Source organism: Marimonas lutisalis (assembly GCF_005434965.1).
In the GTDB taxonomy this organism is placed as follows: domain Bacteria; phylum Pseudomonadota; class Alphaproteobacteria; order Rhodobacterales; family Rhodobacteraceae; genus Marimonas_A; species Marimonas_A lutisalis.
In genome coordinates this window covers 772,278-789,419 of record NZ_SKCI01000001.1, presented here as the reverse complement: position 1 = coordinate 789,419, position 17,142 = coordinate 772,278, and the positions used below count along the sequence as shown (strand labels likewise).

17 protein-coding genes and 1 tRNA gene are annotated in these 17,142 nt (G+C 63.0%); 6 read left to right on the top strand and 12 right to left on the bottom strand.

The window, feature by feature from the left end:
* Positions 1-233: 233 nt before the first annotated feature.
* Positions 234-659 (top strand): phage terminase small subunit P27 family, encoded by a 426-nt coding sequence (locus E0501_RS03885; RefSeq protein ID WP_161594545.1) that lies wholly within the window; start codon positions 234-236, stop codon positions 657-659.
* A 237-nt stretch (positions 660-896) separates the two neighbouring features.
* On the opposite strand, the gene E0501_RS03880 is transcribed toward E0501_RS03885, so the two are convergent.
* From E0501_RS03880 to E0501_RS03870, 3 genes are all read right to left on the bottom strand, one after another.
* Positions 897-1,298, bottom strand: a complete 402-nt coding sequence (locus E0501_RS03880; protein ID WP_137700020.1) for a hypothetical protein — start codon at positions 1,296-1,298, stop codon at positions 897-899.
* Positions 1,299-1,767: 469 nt separating this feature from the next.
* Positions 1,768-1,843, bottom strand: a tRNA-Thr gene (locus tag E0501_RS03875).
* 48 nt (positions 1,844-1,891) lie between these two features.
* Positions 1,892-3,550, bottom strand: a complete 1,659-nt coding sequence (locus tag E0501_RS03870) for an ABC transporter permease (protein WP_137700019.1) — start codon at positions 3,548-3,550, stop codon at positions 1,892-1,894.
* Positions 3,551-3,689: 139 nt separating this feature from the next.
* On the opposite strand from E0501_RS03870, the gene E0501_RS03865 reads away from it, so the two are divergent.
* Positions 3,690-4,565: a hypothetical protein gene (locus tag E0501_RS03865; RefSeq protein ID WP_137700018.1), complete on the top strand. Its 876-nt coding sequence runs from the start codon at positions 3,690-3,692 to the stop codon at positions 4,563-4,565.
* Positions 4,566-4,579: 14 nt separating this feature from the next.
* Here E0501_RS03865 and E0501_RS03860 read toward each other — a convergent pair whose 3' ends face one another.
* Positions 4,580-4,843 carry a DUF2312 domain-containing protein gene (locus tag E0501_RS03860; RefSeq protein WP_137700017.1) on the bottom strand — a complete coding sequence of 88 codons (264 nt, stop codon included), beginning with the start codon at positions 4,841-4,843 and terminating at the stop codon, positions 4,580-4,582.
* A 141-nt stretch (positions 4,844-4,984) separates the two neighbouring features.
* Here E0501_RS03860 and E0501_RS03855 point away from each other — a divergent pair, with 141 nt between their 5' ends.
* Entirely contained in the window at positions 4,985-5,200 is a 216-nt protein-coding gene (locus E0501_RS03855; protein WP_137700016.1) for a hypothetical protein, read from the top strand.
* On the opposite strand, the gene E0501_RS03850 is transcribed toward E0501_RS03855, so the two are convergent.
* From E0501_RS03850 to E0501_RS03840, 3 genes are all read right to left on the bottom strand, one after another.
* A complete protein-coding gene (locus E0501_RS03850) occupies positions 5,201-7,222 on the bottom strand; it encodes an enoyl-CoA hydratase-related protein (protein WP_137700015.1) in 2,022 nt (673 codons plus the stop codon).
* Positions 7,223-7,318: 96 nt separating this feature from the next.
* On the bottom strand, positions 7,319-7,534 hold the full coding sequence (locus E0501_RS03845) for a DUF342 domain-containing protein (protein WP_137700014.1): 216 nt from the start codon (positions 7,532-7,534) through the stop codon (positions 7,319-7,321).
* A gap of 44 nt (positions 7,535-7,578) precedes the next feature.
* On the bottom strand, positions 7,579-7,902 hold the full coding sequence (locus E0501_RS03840; RefSeq protein WP_137700013.1) for a TraR/DksA family transcriptional regulator: 324 nt from the start codon (positions 7,900-7,902) through the stop codon (positions 7,579-7,581).
* Positions 7,903-8,070: 168 nt separating this feature from the next.
* Between E0501_RS03840 and E0501_RS03835 the strand changes: the two genes are divergently transcribed.
* Together E0501_RS03835 and E0501_RS03830 are read left to right on the top strand one after the other, a co-directional pair.
* Complete coding sequence (locus E0501_RS03835; RefSeq protein ID WP_137700012.1) at positions 8,071-8,934, top strand: MBL fold metallo-hydrolase; 864 nt, start codon at positions 8,071-8,073, stop codon at positions 8,932-8,934.
* A gap of 73 nt (positions 8,935-9,007) precedes the next feature.
* Positions 9,008-9,436, top strand: coding sequence for a TIGR01244 family sulfur transferase (locus E0501_RS03830; protein ID WP_137700011.1), 429 nt, complete (start codon positions 9,008-9,010; stop codon positions 9,434-9,436).
* 52 nt (positions 9,437-9,488) lie between these two features.
* On the opposite strand, the gene E0501_RS03825 is transcribed toward E0501_RS03830, so the two are convergent.
* The 5 genes from E0501_RS03825 to E0501_RS03805 form a co-directional block, all read right to left on the bottom strand.
* Positions 9,489-10,586, bottom strand: a complete 1,098-nt coding sequence (locus tag E0501_RS03825; protein ID WP_161594544.1) for a FliM/FliN family flagellar motor switch protein — start codon at positions 10,584-10,586, stop codon at positions 9,489-9,491.
* A 156-nt stretch (positions 10,587-10,742) separates the two neighbouring features.
* Positions 10,743-13,418 (bottom strand): ATP-binding protein, encoded by a 2,676-nt coding sequence (locus tag E0501_RS03820; RefSeq protein WP_137700009.1) that lies wholly within the window; start codon positions 13,416-13,418, stop codon positions 10,743-10,745.
* Positions 13,418-13,735: a hypothetical protein gene (locus E0501_RS03815; RefSeq protein ID WP_235857737.1), complete on the bottom strand. Its 318-nt coding sequence runs from the start codon at positions 13,733-13,735 to the stop codon at positions 13,418-13,420. Before E0501_RS03815 ends, E0501_RS03820 begins: the two co-directional genes overlap by 1 nt.
* On the bottom strand, positions 13,732-14,100 hold the full coding sequence (locus E0501_RS03810; RefSeq protein ID WP_137700008.1) for a response regulator transcription factor: 369 nt from the start codon (positions 14,098-14,100) through the stop codon (positions 13,732-13,734). The genes E0501_RS03815 and E0501_RS03810 overlap by 4 nt, the downstream gene beginning before the upstream one ends.
* A gap of 75 nt (positions 14,101-14,175) precedes the next feature.
* Positions 14,176-15,477, bottom strand: coding sequence for a helix-turn-helix transcriptional regulator (locus tag E0501_RS03805; protein ID WP_137700007.1), 1,302 nt, complete (start codon positions 15,475-15,477; stop codon positions 14,176-14,178).
* Between the two features lie 220 nt (positions 15,478-15,697).
* Here E0501_RS03805 and E0501_RS03800 point away from each other — a divergent pair, with 220 nt between their 5' ends.
* Positions 15,698-17,044 carry a substrate-binding protein gene (locus E0501_RS03800; protein WP_137700006.1) on the top strand — a complete coding sequence of 449 codons (1,347 nt, stop codon included), beginning with the start codon at positions 15,698-15,700 and terminating at the stop codon, positions 17,042-17,044.
* Positions 17,045-17,142: the final 98 nt, after the last annotated feature.

The window sequence follows — 17,142 nt, the reverse complement described above, 5'->3', positions numbered from 1 at the left end:
AAATCCCTAGTCGGGGATCAAGCTCGGCGACCTCCTCCTAAGGAGCCGAGAGGACGCGGCGACTTTGACCGGCGCGCGGCGTCCAACCTCCCACATCAATGGGGAGGGGATGGCAGATCGCTCCCAAGGGGGTCCGAAGACCGCGCGGGGGGGTCACTTTTTTGCACGGCCAGAATTGAGGGCAAAATCCGAGAGGTTTCGATATGAAGGGCAGGAAGCCAATTCCGAACCAAATGAAGATCGTTCAGGGCACGTTCCGGCCTGACCGGGTGAAGGGCAACGCGCCTGCGGTGCCGCCCGGCTGCGCAGAGCCGCCTGAATGGCTGTCTGAGCGCGCTGCGGAGTTGTTTGCAGGCTTGTCCGCGATCTTGGACAGCATGGGCCTTGCAACGCCCGTTGACGCGCTGGCACTGGCCCTTCTGGCTTCGCGGTTGGAGGAGGTTGAGGTATTGACGGCGGCCATAGAGGACCAGGGCCGCACTTATCAATCCGACAGCGGCTTGTGGAAGGCCCGGCCAGAGGTGGTGCAGCGTTCCGAGGCCATGCGTCACGCGCATGCGCTGCTAGTCGAGTTTGGCCTGACGGCTGCGGCACGGTCCAAGGTTGCGGCAAGTATTCCCGAGGCGGAAAACCCTTTCAAACAGTTCGACACGCTATAATGAAAAGACTGGTTCTGCGGGCGTTGGGCACACCTGTTTAGCCGCCGTTGGGTGAGAAGCGACTGATGGCCGCTCTAAACCCAAACTGAATGATTGTGCGCCTGCTTACCTGTCCAGTTTCCTCAGTATTAGCAGTCCTGATACCCCTCGCACATTACTTGTCCTGATGCGCTCGCACTGGTTTCCTTCGTGTTTCTTTTTCATCGTGATCCGCTGAGTTCATAATGAAAGCGAAAATCAAAATGGTTCAAATTGGCAGTTTTCAAGAATGATTACGTTATCTCTCAAACGTGAAAAATGTCCAACTATCCTATAGGCAGAATCTGAAAGTTTGGCAGCTGCAATTCGTTCTTCAGTGCCTGTCTGGTGGCATTGAAACAAACCAAATTCAAAAAACAAATCTACGGAATCGGTATTTTCGTTCTTCATTGCTGGCAAGCCGTTCACACAGACCGATTTATCCTTGGCTCCAATAGCCACTTCGGTGAGCGTTAGTCTTCCGGAAATCACTTCCAAAACATCTAGACGATATACATCAGGGCTATCGTTACATGCGCTATGATATTCTTGTGCGTTCGAGATGCCGCCCCAGACCAACGACAACAGTAACAACACAATAAAGCCATTCCGAAAACGCATCCTACTCACTCTCCTGTGTGTTCTCTGTTTTTAATTGTGCCACGATCGCAGCAAGTGGAGCAAGTCTGACGCGCCGATTCTGGCGGGTGGAACTCTATCTATCCCAAGACGACGAGCAGGAATATCGCGCCCAAAGTGCCGATATAGAATCCAATTCCGTGCCGGAAGATTGTGTGTCCAATTCTCTTAAGCATGCCATGTCTGAAAAGCTGTTTACCGTTCCAGCTATAGACGCAGCCCCCGGCGCAAGTTTGACGCAACAGAGGAAACTGTTGGGCAAAACATTGCGCCGGGGTCCGTGAGTGGTGGTGTGTGCGGGCGTTTGGGAATCGAGCGGCGAAGCCGAGGGCATGTTTTCTTGCGAATATTATTGTTCCCCCGGTGTTCCCCCAAGCACAAAAACCCCCAAGTCCCAGAGGATTGCCTAGCGAAAAAATCCGCCAATCATTTGATTTTTATTGATTTTTTGTGGTGCCCCCACACGGACTCGAACCGCGGACCTACTGATTACAAATCAGTTGCTCTACCAGCTGAGCTATAGGGGCACGAGCGTCGAAATACGCAATGGCGCGCCCGCGCGCAAGGGGGAATGATCAGCGGTTCGCGCGTGCCAGCAACCCGACCGCGACCAGCCCGACGGCGATGATCAGAACGGCTGCCGGGGCGGCGTCGCCCAGGTTTTCAAGGCTGGCCTCGTTGTGAACGCGCGTTGCCAGCGTGTCATAGTTGAAGGGCCGCAGCAAAAGCGTCGCGGGCAACTCCTTCACGCAGTCCACAAAGACCAGCAGCAAGGCCGAACCGATCGAGCCGCGGATCAGCGGGTAGTAGACTTCGACGAGCGTCTGCCCCTGGCTGCGACCCAACGACCGTGCTGCCATCGGCAGGCTGGGCGAAACCCGTCCCATGGCCGCATCCGCCGCGCCCTGTGCGATGGCGAAGAACCGAACCGCATATGCCAACACCAGCGCAAAGGCCGAGCCTGTCAGCACCAGCCCGATATCGACGCCTGTCAGGCGCTCGAATGTATCGGCCATCCAATTGTCCACCGTGGCCAGCGGGATGAGAATTCCCACCGCCAGGACCGCGCCCGGTGCCGCATAGCCAATCGTCGTCACCGGCAGCAAAAGCCGCGGCAGGCTGCGACCGGAGAGCCGCACGCCATAGACAAGGAAGACGCCCGCCAGAACGGTTGTCACAGCAGCAAGGCCTCCTACCGTCAGCGTGTTGCCAAGCGCCCGCAGCAGGGCCGGATCGGACCATTCGGTCACGTTCGCCAGCGCATGGCGCAGGATGACCGTCGCCGGCAGGACGAAGCCCATGCCGAAGGGGATCAGGCACAATACCAGCGCCAGCACCGCGGCACCGCCGCCCAGTTCCTTGCGTTCAATCGGACGATGACGGCTGGACAGATTGAAGAACTGCACCCTTCGGCGCGACAGTTTTTCCAGCGTCACCAGCAGGATCACCAGGACCAGCACAACGCTGGCAATCTGCGCCGCCCCACCCGCATTGTTGCTTTCCAGCCAGACGCTGAATATCCCGGTGGTCAGCGTCTGCACCGCGAAGAAATCCACCGTTCCGAAATCGTTCACGGTTTCCATCATCACAATGGCGACGCCCGCCGCGATGGCCGGGCGCGCGAGCGGCAACCCAACCCGCCAGAACCGCGCCATGGCGCCGGCGCCCAGGCTCATCGCCACCTCTTCGGAACTTCCCGACTGTTCGCGGAATGCCGCGCGCGACAGCAGGTAGACATACGGGTAGAGCGAGGCGCTCAGCACGATGATTGCCGCGCCCATCGAGCGGATTTCGGGGAACCAGTAATCGCGCGCGCTTTGCCAGCCGAACACCGCCCGCAGCCCCGTCTGCACCGGCCCCGCATATTCCAGCAGGTCGACCAGCGCATAGGCCCCCACATAGGCCGGGATCGCCAGCGGCAACAAAAGCAACCACTCCAGCCAACGCGACAAAGGGAAACGGTAGCGCGCTATGATCCATGCCGCACCGGTGCCCACCATCGCCGTCACCAGGCCCACCGCCCCCATCAACAGGGCCGTGTTGCCGATATACCGTGGCAACGTGGTCGCGATCAGGTGCGGCCAGATATTGTCGCTGGGAAAGAGCGCCAGCCCCAGAACCGACACGATCGGGGCCAGAACGATCGCGGCAATGGCAATCGCCCCGGCCGACCAGGGATCGGCCCAGCCGCGCCGGCGGCGTGCCGCATCGTGGGTGAAAGTCTCAGCGCTCATGCGTGCCCTGTTGCCCGATTTCGGTTTCATGGTCCAGAAAAGACCTTATACTGCGGAAAAATGGCGCGGGAAACGGCCGGCTGCAACAGGTCATGCATCGACTTGTCCGAACCGGCACGCAAGAGGCACGAGGCCACGCATGCAGGTGATGTTTCACGCGGGCGTTCACTGCACCGATGATGATCGCGTGCTCAAATGCCTGCTCAAGAACCGGGGCGACTTTAGCGATATCGGCTCGCTTGTACCGCCGCCCGGGCGTTATAGGAAACTGCTACACCAGACGCTTGTCGCGCTCAGCAATGCCGAGCCTGCCCCGGATGCCCGCGACATCCTGCTCGATACCATCCTCGATGGTGAGCAGGCCGACCGGCTCTTGCTGTCCAACGAAAACCTCTTCTGCATAGCCAAGCTCGCGATCAACAACGGGGTGTTCTATCCCAACGCCGCGGTGCGTGTAGGTCAGTTGAAATCGCTGTTCCGCGGCGATCAGATCGAGCTTTTTCTCGCCATTCGCAACCCCGCGACCTTCCTGCCCGCGCTCTACGAAAAAGCGCCCGTCGAGGATTTCATCGAACTTACCAGGGGCACAGATCCCCGGCAATTGCGCTGGTCCGAACTTGTCTGGCGCATCCGCACCGATCACCCCGACGTGCCGCTGACCATCTGGTGCAACGAAGACAGCCCGCTGATCTGGGCTCAGATCATCCGCGAGATGGCCGGCCTGAACCCCGGCACCAAGATCAAGGGCGGTTTCGATCTTCTGGCCGAGATCATGACCCGCGATGGGATGAAGCGCTTCCGCGATTACCTCGCCAAGCATCCGGTGATGACCGAGATTCAGAAGCGCCGGGTCATGGTTGCCTTTCTCGACAAATTCGCCCGCGAAGACATGATCGAGGAAGAGCTCGACCTGCCAGGCTGGACCGAAGAACTCGTCGACGAACTGACGGAAGCCTATGACGAGGACATGTTCGAGATTTCACGGATCCCGGGCGTCACCTTCATCGCGCCCTGAACGGGCGCGCGGGCTCAGCGCATGCCAAGGGCTTCCTTGTACATCTCCAGAACCGCCTCTTCCTCGGCAATGTCGTCGGCATCGCGCTTGCGCAGCGCGATCACCTTCCGCATGACCTTCACGTCATAGCCCCGCGCCTTGGCCTCGGCCATCACCTCCTTCTGCTGGTCGGCAATGTCCTTTTTCTCGGCCTCCAGCCGCTCGAAACGCTCGATAAACTGGCGCAGCTCATCCGCGGTTACACGATAGCTGCTTTCGGGGCTGGCGGTGTCACTCATGGCTCGGGCCTCTTGCGGTTTCGGGCCCTTTGACTACCCGGCCCGCCTGCCCCCCGCAAGGGGGTATCGCGCGCGGGCCTTGCCCTTTGCCCGCCAATCCGATAGCCGCAGCGCAACATCGCACAACGCGGGAGAGTTGGCATGCAAATCCTGATCTGGGGCGGCGCCGCCGTGACACTGGCAGGCATCGCGGGGCTTATGTGGTGCATCCTCCAAGTCGCCGCTGCCAAGCGTGAAAACCTCGAAGAGGATGCGCTGCGCGTGCGGCTGGCCCGCCTCGTGCCGGTCAATCTCGGCGCGCTTTTCGTGTCGGCGATCGGTCTCATGATGGTGGTGATCGGGATCGCCCTGGGCTAGTCAGTCGCCAAATCCGCGCCCGTATTTCACATGCTCGTCCAGCAGCGGCGCATTGCGCCACAGAACCGGGTCCTCCGCCGCATATTCCGCCAGCGCCCTGCGCACGCGCAAAAGCCCCATGGTCTCGGCCGCTTTCATCGGTCCACCCAGGGCGCGCGGCATACCCAATCCATGGGCGGCAGCCAGATCAATCTCGCCCGGGCGCGACACGCGCCCCTGTTCCAGAAGCTCCAACCCCTTCGATACCAGCGCCAGCAGGATACGGCGGCGGATTTCCTCGGCCCCCGGAACCGGCCGGTCGATCAGTCCGCGCCATTGTCCCAGGATGTCGTGCAGGGCCGGATCATGCTTCGGCGCCCCGTCGCCATCGTCGTACCGAAAGAACCCCTTGCCTGCCGCGCGCCCATCGCGCCCGGCGGCCAAAAGGGTTTCGTTCAAAGACCCGGCCGCCCCCATGCCGCCGATCGCCGCCAGTCGCGTCGGCTGCGCGCGCACCCCTTCGCGGTCGATCATCGCGAATGGCCCGTAGCGCCAGCCAAGCGCGGCATCCACGTCCCAAGGCGCCGCGCCACGGGCCACGCACCATTCGGCCGCGGCAAAAAGCGTTGCCGCCAAAGTCTGGATAAGGCCGCCGTTTGCAGGCCTGAGATGCAAAACATACTTGCCCAAGGCCCGGAACAGGGCTTCGACCCGCTCCCTGGCTTGGGTCTCGGTCCCGTGGCCGACGACGAACTCGACCAGACGGGCCTTCTGTGGTGGTGGCTGAAAGGCCGCGCCCATGATCCGTCCGCCGAAAACTTCGGACTTGTCCCCGGAATGCAGCGCCACGCCGCTCGACAGCAGGATCGGCACATCGCCCGTGGTGGCGCCCATCAAAAGATCGGCCACTTCGTCAAGCGCGCCCACCGGCACCCCGCTCGCTTCGATGACAATCTCGCCGCGGCTCATGTAATCCAGCGCATCACCCCCGGAAATCCGCGACAGGTGTGCCTGCGCGGCCCGGCCATCCAGCCTGCCACTGTCAACGGCTTCTCGAAAGCTCTCGCCGATTTCGCGGATCAGCCGTTCCGCCCCGCCCGCCGCGCGTTCGGCAACATGCACATTCATCTCGGCCTCAAGGCAGGCGATAGCCAACCCCCGTGCCATGCGACCCTCGCCGAAAATCACCACGCTTTCCGGTGCCGCGACGCGTGGTACCGGGACCAGCCGTTCGACGCGCGCCATGTGCAGCAACGCGTCGGCCCGCGTGGTCTTTCGCAGATCACCAAAGGCAACTTGCTCATAGTTCAGACCGACCTCGATCGGCAGAAGCTGCGCGGCTTCGACACAGTCGATGGCGCTGCGCAGTTCGGGCGATAGGTCGGCCCTGGTTCTCCAGTCCGCAATCACCCCTTGAAAAGCCAGCGGATCCTCAAAGCCCGGCGCCTCTCGCGCCTGGGGCAGATGCGCCGCGTGGGCAAACTCCCTGGCGTGGCGCGCCGCCGCTCCAACCACGTTTTTTTTGACGATCTCGGCAAACAGCGGGCGCAGCGCCGCATTGTCGGCCAGGATCATTCGCGCGCCGGCAATCAACTCCAGCGCCACCCCCGCCCCGACAAGACGGGGCAAGCGCTGTGTGACGCCCGCATAGGGCAGAAGCCCCAGTTCGATCTCCGTCGCGCCCAGCTTCGTGCCTGCCACCGCGACCCTCAGATGCGCCGCCAGCGCCAGGGCAAGCCCGCCATCACGCACCGCACCGCGCAACGCGGCGACAACCGGCTTCGGAAAAGTCTCGATCCTGCGGCACAGCGCGCCCAGCCCTTTCGCCGCATTGCCGCTGCTGATCTCGGAAAGTGACGGACCCGCCGGAAAACTGCGCCCCTGCCCCGTGATCACGATGGCGGTAACAGCGGGATCATCTTCAACCGCTGTCAGTGCCGCCTCGATTTCCTTGCGAACGGACTCGTTCAACCGGACAGGCAGTTCGCCCACGCTCAGAACCGCGATCCCGTCTTCGACCCGATATGCGAGGCCCTGCGCCACGTCCTGTCCTTACCCCCGGAAAACCGTTCCTTGCCCGGGTCGAGTGTTGGACAAAGCGCTGCGCTGCGCAAGCCCCGGATTGATCCGGGCCCGGGATCAGACCGGCAAATTGTCGAACTGTGCTTCTATCGCAGCGTCGTCCTGCCGCTCATCCAGTGCCCGCAACCTGTCGGGCACCTGCTCGCCTTCGGCGGCCATCTTGTCGACCAGCGCCTGGATTTCCGGCTGCAGCTCGTGGCGCTTGTCGTCCGGCAATGCCTCGATCCGGCTTTCCAGCGTCTCGAGGGCTTTGACGAAATCGGTGCTTGACATGTCAGCCTCCTGAAATTGGGTTCACCCGCCCGATAGCAGCCTGCTCAGAGGCTCGCCGCGCAGGTCTTGCAAAACGGCGTATCCGGAACCACGTCCAGCCGCGCCTCGGAAATTTCCTCGCCGCATTTGGTGCAGAACCCGTATTCTCCGTCCCGCATGCGCTGCAGCGCGGCACGGATGCGCACGATCTCCTCCTGCCCGGCCAGCCCCAGGCTTTCGAGAACTTCGTCATCCTCGCGCTCGATCGCCTGCTCTTCCCAGTCTTTCGAGGGGGTTTCGTCCAGTTCCGCTTCGATTTCGTGCAAACGCTCATCCAGCTCACCCAGACGTTTGAGAAGTCTTTCGCGGTATTTTTCGTGCGAACTCATTTGGTTGCGTTCCTTTTTCCAATTTTGCCGATCATCCCATGCAATGGGCGCCCAGGCATTGATACAGGTCAAGCGTTTTCATGCCCGGAGGCGGCTTGAAACACATGCGAAAACGAATATATGAGATGTACCTAAGCAACTGACACAGGCAAATTCAAGGAGTTCCCAATGTCCCCCGACGTCAAAGCCTTCTTCGACGACGCCACGAACACCATTTCCTATGTCGTGCGCGATCCCAATGGAACGTCCTGTGCCATCATCGATTCCGTGCTGGATTTCGACTATGCCTCGGGCCGCACCGATACGGCCTCGGCCGATGAAATCATCGCATGGGTCCGGCAGGAGGGCCTGAGCGTGGAATGGCTCTTGGAAACCCATGTCCATGCCGACCACCTGTCGGCCGCGCCCTACATCCAGGAGCGCCTGGGCGGCAAGATCGGGATCGGTGACCGGATCAAGATCGTACAGGATACCTTCGGCAAGGTCTTCAACGAAGGAACCGAATTTCAACGCGATGGCTCCCAGTTCGACCGGCTCTTCGTCGAAGGCGACAGCTTCCATATAGGTCAGTTGCGCGGCGACGTGCTGCACACACCGGGACACACGCCCGCCTGCCTGACCTACGTGATCGGCGACACCGCCTTCGTCGGCGATACGCTCTTCATGCCCGATTTCGGCACGGCGCGGTGCGATTTCCCGGGCGGCTCGTCGGAAATGCTCTACGACTCGGTCCAGAAAATCCTTTCCCTGCCCGATGAGACCCGCATCTTTGTCGGCCACGATTACAAGGCACCCGGCCGCGAGGAATACGCCTGGGAAACCACCGTCGGAGAACAGAAGGCCAGGAACGTGCACGTGGGTGCCGGCAAATCGAAGGATGATTTCGTCAAAATGCGCGATCAACGCGATGCGACCCTTGCAATGCCCAAGCTCATCATCCCGTCGCTGCAGGTGAACATGCGCGCCGGCCGCATGCCCGAACCCGACGCCCAGGGCGACGTGTTCCTCAAGGTGCCCGTGAACAAACTCTGACGCGGCAATTCGCCCTTTCGGTTCAAGGCGCGGGCGCTGGACAGGCGCCCGCGCGCTGCTTAGAAGCCCGGCCATGGACATTCGCACACTGACCCCCCGCTATTCCGTGTCGCCGCAGATTTCCGTGGCCGATGCGCAGGCCATCGCCGATGCCGGCTTCACCACCGTCATCTGCAATCGCCCCGATACCGAAGTCACCCCCGACCAGCAGGCCGAGGCGATCGGTACGGCAATCGAAGCCGCCGGCATGGCCTTTCACGTGCTTCCGGTCACCCATCAGGGCATGACGGCAGACCTGATCAGCGCCCAGCGCGACATCGTCGACACCGCGCCGGGTCCGGTGCTCGCCTATTGCAATTCCGGGACACGCTCGACCTTTGTATGGGCGCTGGGCCAGGCCGGGATCATGCCCGCAGACGAGATCATCGCGACGGCAGCGAGCGCAGGTTACAATGTGTCCCAGCTCGCCCCCTACCTGGGCCAGAAGATCACCGCCAGCTGATCGGACCCTGCGGCGGTCGGCCTCTTCCACCGCTCAAGGCCCGTACAGCCGCTTAAACCGCATCGCCATCTCCCAGCGACAATTCTGGCAGGTCTGACAAATCTCCGAGGTTGGTCAACTCTTCCATGGGCCCCATTTCGCGCGGCGTATCTGCCGTATCGGGATCTGCCGCCACGGCTGCAGCCATCGGGGCGGGAAGGCCCGGCGCATTGCTGTTCTCACCAGCCGCCACTCCGCCAATCCGTTGGCCCTTCGCATCCGGCATGGCCTCATCGGGCAGAACCTGTGGCGCGTCGGGCGCTGCGGATTCCTTTGCCGATGGATCGGGCGCCGGCGTCGTCAGGCGGACCGCGCGAAACCCGTTGATCTGCCCCAACCGGCATTCGCCCAAGGGCCGGTCCCGTCCGGCTTCCAGCCGGGTCTTGGCAAGCGCATCGCGCGGAATGCTCAGCACCTCCCCCGGTGTCAGTTTGCCCAACTCCGACAAGGACATGCGCAGCCGACATAAAACCGCTTCAAGCGGCGCTTCGGCGACCATCAGGGCGCCCTGCCCCAGTTGCAGTGCTCCAGCATGCGTTCCCTTGTCGGCTTGCTCGGTCCCCGGGGTCTGCGCCGAGGCATTTTCCTGTGCGTGCGGCCTGACCGGCAGGGCCAGCACCATTTCCCCCTGTTTCGCACCCGGACCTATATCCAACGCCAGACGGAACAGGTGGAAATCCGGTGCTTCCAGCAACAGTCCAAGCATCCGGGCGCTTTCGATACGCGCCCCGAACCGGAAACCTTCGGCCCAAAGGGCAGCGGCCTGCCCCTCCAGGTTTTCGCGAAGACCGGCGAGGGCCGCATCCAGCAAAGGGGCCGCCATCGCGGCATCGGTCTGCGTCGCGGCACGGGGATCGGCCGGGCGCGGCAGAACCTGGCCCATCGTCTGCATCTCGATCAGCCCTGCCAGCATCTGCACATCCATCGCCGCCGCGCCCAGGGCGCCATCCGGCCCGTCCAGAACCATCAGCAACTGCGTGTCGTCAAAACTCGACAGAACGGCATCCTGACCCGCCCGGATGATCTGAACACCCGACACCGTCAGGGCCAGTTCGAACAGATCCTCGGCCGCCCGCGACAGGGCCAGGCGCATGGCACGCGCCGGGCTCATCACCCGGGCCTCGTGTTCCTCGCGTCCCGTCCGGGCTTTCCGCCGCAAGACCTTATGTGTACTGGTTTCGTCCATAACCTCCGCCGCCGCTGGACGCGGTCACCATGTGGGCATCCTAGGTCGGATTTGGTTACGATCCCCTTAGCGGCGGGCGTTTTACATCACGCTACCGGCGGATTTCGGCAAGGTCACTCGAAACGCCGCACCGCCCTGGCCCGGCAGATAGGCGACATTGCCGCCCAGCCTCAGCATGATCTCGCGGCAGATCGCGAGCCCCAGACCGGCACCGCCGGCCTTCTGGTCGCTGACGCGGGCGAATTTTTCAAACACCACGTCCTGCTTGTCGCGCGGGATACCACTGCCGTTGTCGATGAAATCAACCGCGATTTCGCGGGCGCCATCGCGCACTGCGATGCGCAGTTCGGGCGCTTCGGCATCGCAATATTTCTGTGCGTTGGCGATCAGGTTGATAAAGACCTGCGCCAGGCGGTCCAGGTCGGTCCGCAGGGCAATGCGCTCGCCTTCGGTTTCCCGCGTGATCGTCAATCGCTCGGTGCCGCTCGTCGCGGCCACCGCATGATCCAGCACACCCAAGAGCATGCCGCGCTCGATATTCATGCTCACCTGGCCATTCTCCAGAACGCTCAGGTCCAGAAGGTCATCCAGCAGCCGGGTCAGGCGCACCGCCTCGTCGTGAATGATCGACGAATACTTGCCCTTGTCCTGCTGGCTCAACCCCTCGGTATCGCGCAGGATCTCCGAAAAAGACCGGATCGATGTCATGGGCGTTCGCAACTCGTGGCTGATCTGGCTCAGGAAGGCGTCCTTTTGCACGCTCAGCGCGGTCAGCTTCTCGTTGGCCTCGCGCAATTGGCGCGCCGTGCGCGTCAACTCGGCCGACTTGGCTTCCAGCTGGCTCGAATACTCCATCATCTGCGCGGTTTCATCCGCCACGGCCATCAGGTCCTCGACCGAAACGCTGGCGCCGCCCACGATCTGGCCCACCATGGCATGCGCCGTCGCCGCACCCACCGACCCGGACAATTCCCGCTCCAGCGCGTTCAGGAAATCCGGGCTCGGTTCGGGCAGGTATCCCGCAAGCCCCTGCCGCCGCGCCTCGGCCTGGAACAGAGCCTGCGCTTCGCGCGGGCCCAGGATCCGCTGCGCCATGATCAACAGATCTTCGCTCTGCGCACCCCCGCCGGCCCAGCTCTGCGGGCTGGCCGAGTGCTGGAATACGTTGACGAACTGGGCGCCCTGCAGCCGCTCCAGCGGCGATGGAAAACTCAGAAGGGACAGGATGACAAAGGCCAGCGTATTCAACGAGATCGACCACAGGATCGCGTGAACCAGCGGATCAAGTCCCGCAATCCCGAAAAGCGCCTGCGGCCGCAACCAGGCAATCCCGGCCGGCCCCTGTGCCAGAACCGCCTCCGACAGGATCGCACCGGGGCCGAAGCTCGGCAGCAACATGCTCCAGGTCCAGACCGCGAAGCCCACCATCAGTCCCGCCAGCGCTCCCAGCCGCGTGGCGCCACGCCAGAACAGCCCGCCCAGCATGGCAGGCAGGAATTGCGCCACCCCGGCAAACGACACCAGCCCGATCGCCGCCAGCGCCGCACCGCCACCGGAAAACCGGTAATAGAGGTATCCCAACAGCAGCACCGCCGCGATAGACAGGCGTCGCGACAAAAGGACAAGGTTGCGCACATCGCCGGAAACCATCGCGCCGCCATGCGCCACGCGCAGCCAGATCGGCATCACGATATGGTTCGATACCATGGTCGACAGCGCAATCGCCGCCACGATCACCATCGAGGTGGCCGAACTGAACCCCCCAAGGAACGACAGCATCGCCAGCCCCGTCTGCCCTTCGGACAGCGGCACCGTCAGCACGAAAAGGTCCGGGTTGGCCTCGGGCGGCAGGCGGTTCAGGCCGACCACCGCGATCGGCACCACGAACAGGCTCATCAGCATCAGGTAAGTCGGGAACGCCCAAGAGGCGAGCTTCAGGTGATCCTCGTTGTCATTCTCGACCACCAAAACCTGGAACATCCGGGGCAGGCTCAGGAATGCCGCCGCCGACAGGAAGATCAACCCGGCCCAGCGCCCGCCTTCTATCTGCCACGTGCCGATCTCGCTGGCATCGATCTGCTCCAGCATCGGGCCGATACCCCCGCTCAGCCCCCAGACGACGAAAACCCCGACGGCCAGCAGGGCAAAGAGCTTGACCACCGCCTCCAGCGCAATCGCCATGACCACCCCGTGATGGCGCTCGTTGGCATCAAGGTTGCGGGTGCCGAACAAGACCGTGAACAGCGCCAGGCCCACTGCCACCCACAATGCGGTCGACCGGCTGTCACTCAGCGGGGTACCCTCGGTCGACCCCGCGAAGGCGGCAAAGGACAAGGTCACCGATTGCAGTTGCAGCGCGATATAGGGCGTCGTGCCCACCACGGCCATCAGCGTCACCAGCACGGCCAGGATGGTGGATTTGCCATAACGGCTGGAAATCAGGTCGGCGATCGAGGTGACGCGCTGTGCCCGGCCCACCCGCACCATCTTGCGCAGCGCCCACCACCAGCCCACCATCACCAATGTCGGCCCGATATAGATGGTCAGGTATTCCAGCCCCGACCGCGCCGCATACCCGACCGCGCCATAAAACGTCCACGCCGTGCAATAGATCGACAACGACAGCGTATAAACCAGGGGCGAACGCAGCCAGCGCGCCTGCCCCCGCACCGCCAGGCGCTCGGCGATGAACGCGACGAGGAACAGAAGCGCCACATAGGAAAGGCTGACGGCAATCAGGATATTGAGCGTCGCCATCACATATCCGTTTCCGACACGTCGCGATTGCTGTTCTGGTCGGGATCATAGGCCTGAACGTCGACATGGCGCGCCATGACTGCGGCGATCAGGGCCAACCCCGCCCAGATGCCAAAGATGTAAAGAATCGCCGTCGACGTCGCTGCCGTTTCGCTCCACAGCATCGGCACCGCCCACAGTAGCGCGCCGACCACGGGCAACATCCGCAGCCCGTCGATCAGCCGGCGCCGTCGATAGGTCGAGCGCTCCAGGAACACCGGCGCGCGCCCGGGCGTGCGCTCGGACTTGCTGCCGGCCTTGCCGTCCAGGTCGCTCACGCGTTCACCAGCGACCGCACGGCTTCCAGCACCTCGGCATTCGAAAACGGCTTGGTCATGAAACGGTTGGCCCCGGCCTTTTCGGCCATCTCGCGGTCCTTGGTCTGCCCGCGCGCCGTCAGCATCAGCACCGGCAGGTTGCGCGTCTCCGGCGCCTCGCGCAGCGCGCGCAGGATGTCATACCCGCTGATTCCGGGCAGCATGACATCCAGGATAACGACATCGGGCGACTTTTCGGCGATCGCGGCCAGCGCGGTCTGGCCATTGGAATGGGTGTCCACCTTCCATCCGTCGCGCGACAGGATGAAACTGACGGCCTCGATGATGTTCGGCTCATCCTCGATCAGCAGGACAGACTTGCCCATTCTTCGGTTTTCCTCCCCACGGGCTGCTTATTGTTCGCAGCCCTTGCATTCTTATCGCCAAACTCGCGGCCCAAGTCAAAACCCATCCGCCATGATCGACGGTTCACGCCGCGCGCTGCAATCGGCACGCGGGCAGATACGACAGCTCGCACCGACCTGTCGCAACTCCTCGGCCTGCCCCGATGACGGCAACAACAGCATATGCCCCTCGTAAAGCGGATCGGCTGCCCAGGCGGCCGCATCCTTCGGCAATGCCACCGCGTAGGCGGTAAAGGCCTGCTCGTCGGTCTGCCCCGCCCCGCGCCCCAGCTGCCCGACCCGCTCGATCACCGGCACCATGGGGCGGCTCAGCGCGCGGAACAGCGGCCAAAGCGGACAGGCCGCCGCGAACCGCGGCAGCGCAAACCCCTCGACCGGTTTGCGAAAGGTCAGCGTACCCGAGGCATCGCAGATCACCAGCCCGGCCTCCAGTTCCGGCAACGCGGCAAGCCTCCGCATCGCATGGCCCGGATCAATGCCAATCTGCGCCGCGATTGCCATCGGGTCCGGTCCGGTCCGCTCCACCGCGCCGCGCAGGGTTTCAAGGCTCAACGCTTCCGCGTCATCCAGGTATCGCTCCAGAATCCGCAACGCCTGCGCCGCCGCGCTGGCCGATTCCAGGTCGTCGGCCGCAGCGATGATATCCTCCGGTCGCGCGCTGCCCGCCTCCAGGTCCGGGAAATGGAACTGGCGGCTCTCCAGGAATGTATCCACCTCTTCCTGAGGCGAGCGTACAGACCGTCCGGCATCGCTCGCCCCGTCGAGGAACCCCACCAGGGCCTGCGCACCTTCCGCCAGACGCTGGGCATCCTCGTTGATGTTACGGTGAAACCGGTCACGCCATTCCGGTTCGATCTCGCGCGTCTCGGCCAGGATCGAAGCGGTCGAACGAATGGCGGTAACCGTGTCCAGCACCTCGTGCAGGGTCTGCGCCAGGTGCGGATCGTGGGTCAGACGGTCGGTCAGCGTTTCGACCGAACGCTGCAATCCGGCGACCTGCTGCCGCTGCGCGGCCACCAGCCGCGCCCAACCCGGGTAGCGACCGGCGAAATCCTCAACCGCCTCCACCTCCGCGCCCTCCTCGCCGGCCTCGGCCGCTGCATGCCTCAGCCGCGCGATCAGGGCGGCCTCCGCCCCCTCGGCCAGCAGCGACGGCTCGACATCAAGAACCGCCGCGATATCAACCAGCAGTTTGCCTCCGATTCTGCGGCGATTGTGCTCAATCAGGTTCAGGTAGGATGGCGATACACCGACCCGCCCGGCCAGTTCAGACTGCTTCAGGCCCTGCAGAACCCGGCGTTCGCGTATCCGGCTGCCGGTCAAAGATGTTTTCGGCATGATGATTTCCCCGCCTTTTCAAGGTGTTTCTGCGCCGTGACGTGAATTTTTTTACAAAAACCGATAACCTACTGTTCATAATTTTACAAAAAAATTGTTACTCCCCAAGCCATTGTTGCGAAGTTTTCTTGCGATGCGGGATAATGGATTTGCACATCTGTGCCCGTGGGGAGGCGCTTGAGGAGGTCCTCCCCATCTCATTCGTAACGGGAGGAACTCCATGACCAAATCCAACCTCACGCGTCGCGGCGTGCTCAAGACGGGTGCCGTTGCAGGCGCCGGCGTGGCACTGCCGACGATCTTCACCGCAAGCTCGGCCGCCGCTTACACGAACGAGCCGACCGGCAGCTCGGTGACGCTGGGCTTCAACGTGCCGCAAACCGGCCCCTATGCCGACGAAGGCGCCGACGAACTGCGCGCATTCGAACTGGCCGTTGAACACCTGAACGGTGGCGGCGACGGCGGCATGATGAACACCTTCAGCTCGAAAGCGCTGAAAGGCAACGGCATCCTGGGCAAGAAAGTCGAATACGTCACGGGCGACACCCAGACCAAATCGGACGCAGCCCGCGCCTCGGCCAAGTCGATGATCGAAAAAGACGGCGCCGTGATGATCTCGGGCGGCTCGTCCTCGGGCGTGGCCATCGCCGTGCAGGGCCTCTGCCAGGAGGCAGGCGTCATCTTCATGGCCGGTCTGACCCACTCGAACGACACCACCGGCAAGGACAAGAAGGCAAACGGCTTCCGTCACTTCTTCAACGGTTACATGTCGGGCGCCGCGCTGGCGCCGGTGCTGGCCAACGCCTACGGCACCGACCGCAAGGCCTATCACCTGACCGCCGACTACACCTGGGGCTGGACCCAGCAGGAATCGATCGCCGCTGCGACCGAAGCGCTTGGCTGGGAAACCGTCAACAACGTGCTGACCCCGCTGGCCGCCACCGACTTCTCGTCCTACATCGCACCTGTTCTGAACTCGGGCGCCGACGTTCTGGTTCTCAACCACTACGGCGGCAACATGGTGAACTCGCTCACCAACGCGGTTCAGTTCGGCCTGCGCGACAAGATCGTCAACGGCAAGCAGTTCGAAATCGTCGTTCCGCTCTACTCGCGCCTGATGGCCCGCGGTGCCGGCGAAAACGTCAAGGGCATCCTTGGCTCGACGAACTGGCACTGGTCGCTGCAGGACGAAGGCTCCCAGGCATTCGTCAAGTCGTTCGGCACCAAGTACGGCTTCCCGCCGAGCCAGGCCGCACACACCTGCTACGTGCAGACCCTGCTTTATGCAGACGCGGTCGAACGTGCCGGCACCTTCAACCCCTGCGGCGTCGCCGAAGCCCTCGAAGGCTATGAATTCGACGGCCTGGGCAACGGCCCGACCCTCTACCGCGCCGAAGACCACCAGTGCTTCAAGGACGTGCTGGTCGTGCGCGGGAAAGAGAACCCGACCTCCGAGTTCGACGTTCTCGAGGTGGTAGAAGTCACCCCGCGGGCACAGGTCGAGTATGCACCCGACCACCCGATGTTCGCAGGCGGCAACCTCGGCACCTGCAACCCGGGCGCCTAAGCCTGAAAACGTGCGCAGGCCGGGGACGCCCCGGCCTGCCCCCAACCCTCGGATGGCGTGCACCGCTCCCCGCACGCCGTCCGTCCATCCATAGGTGG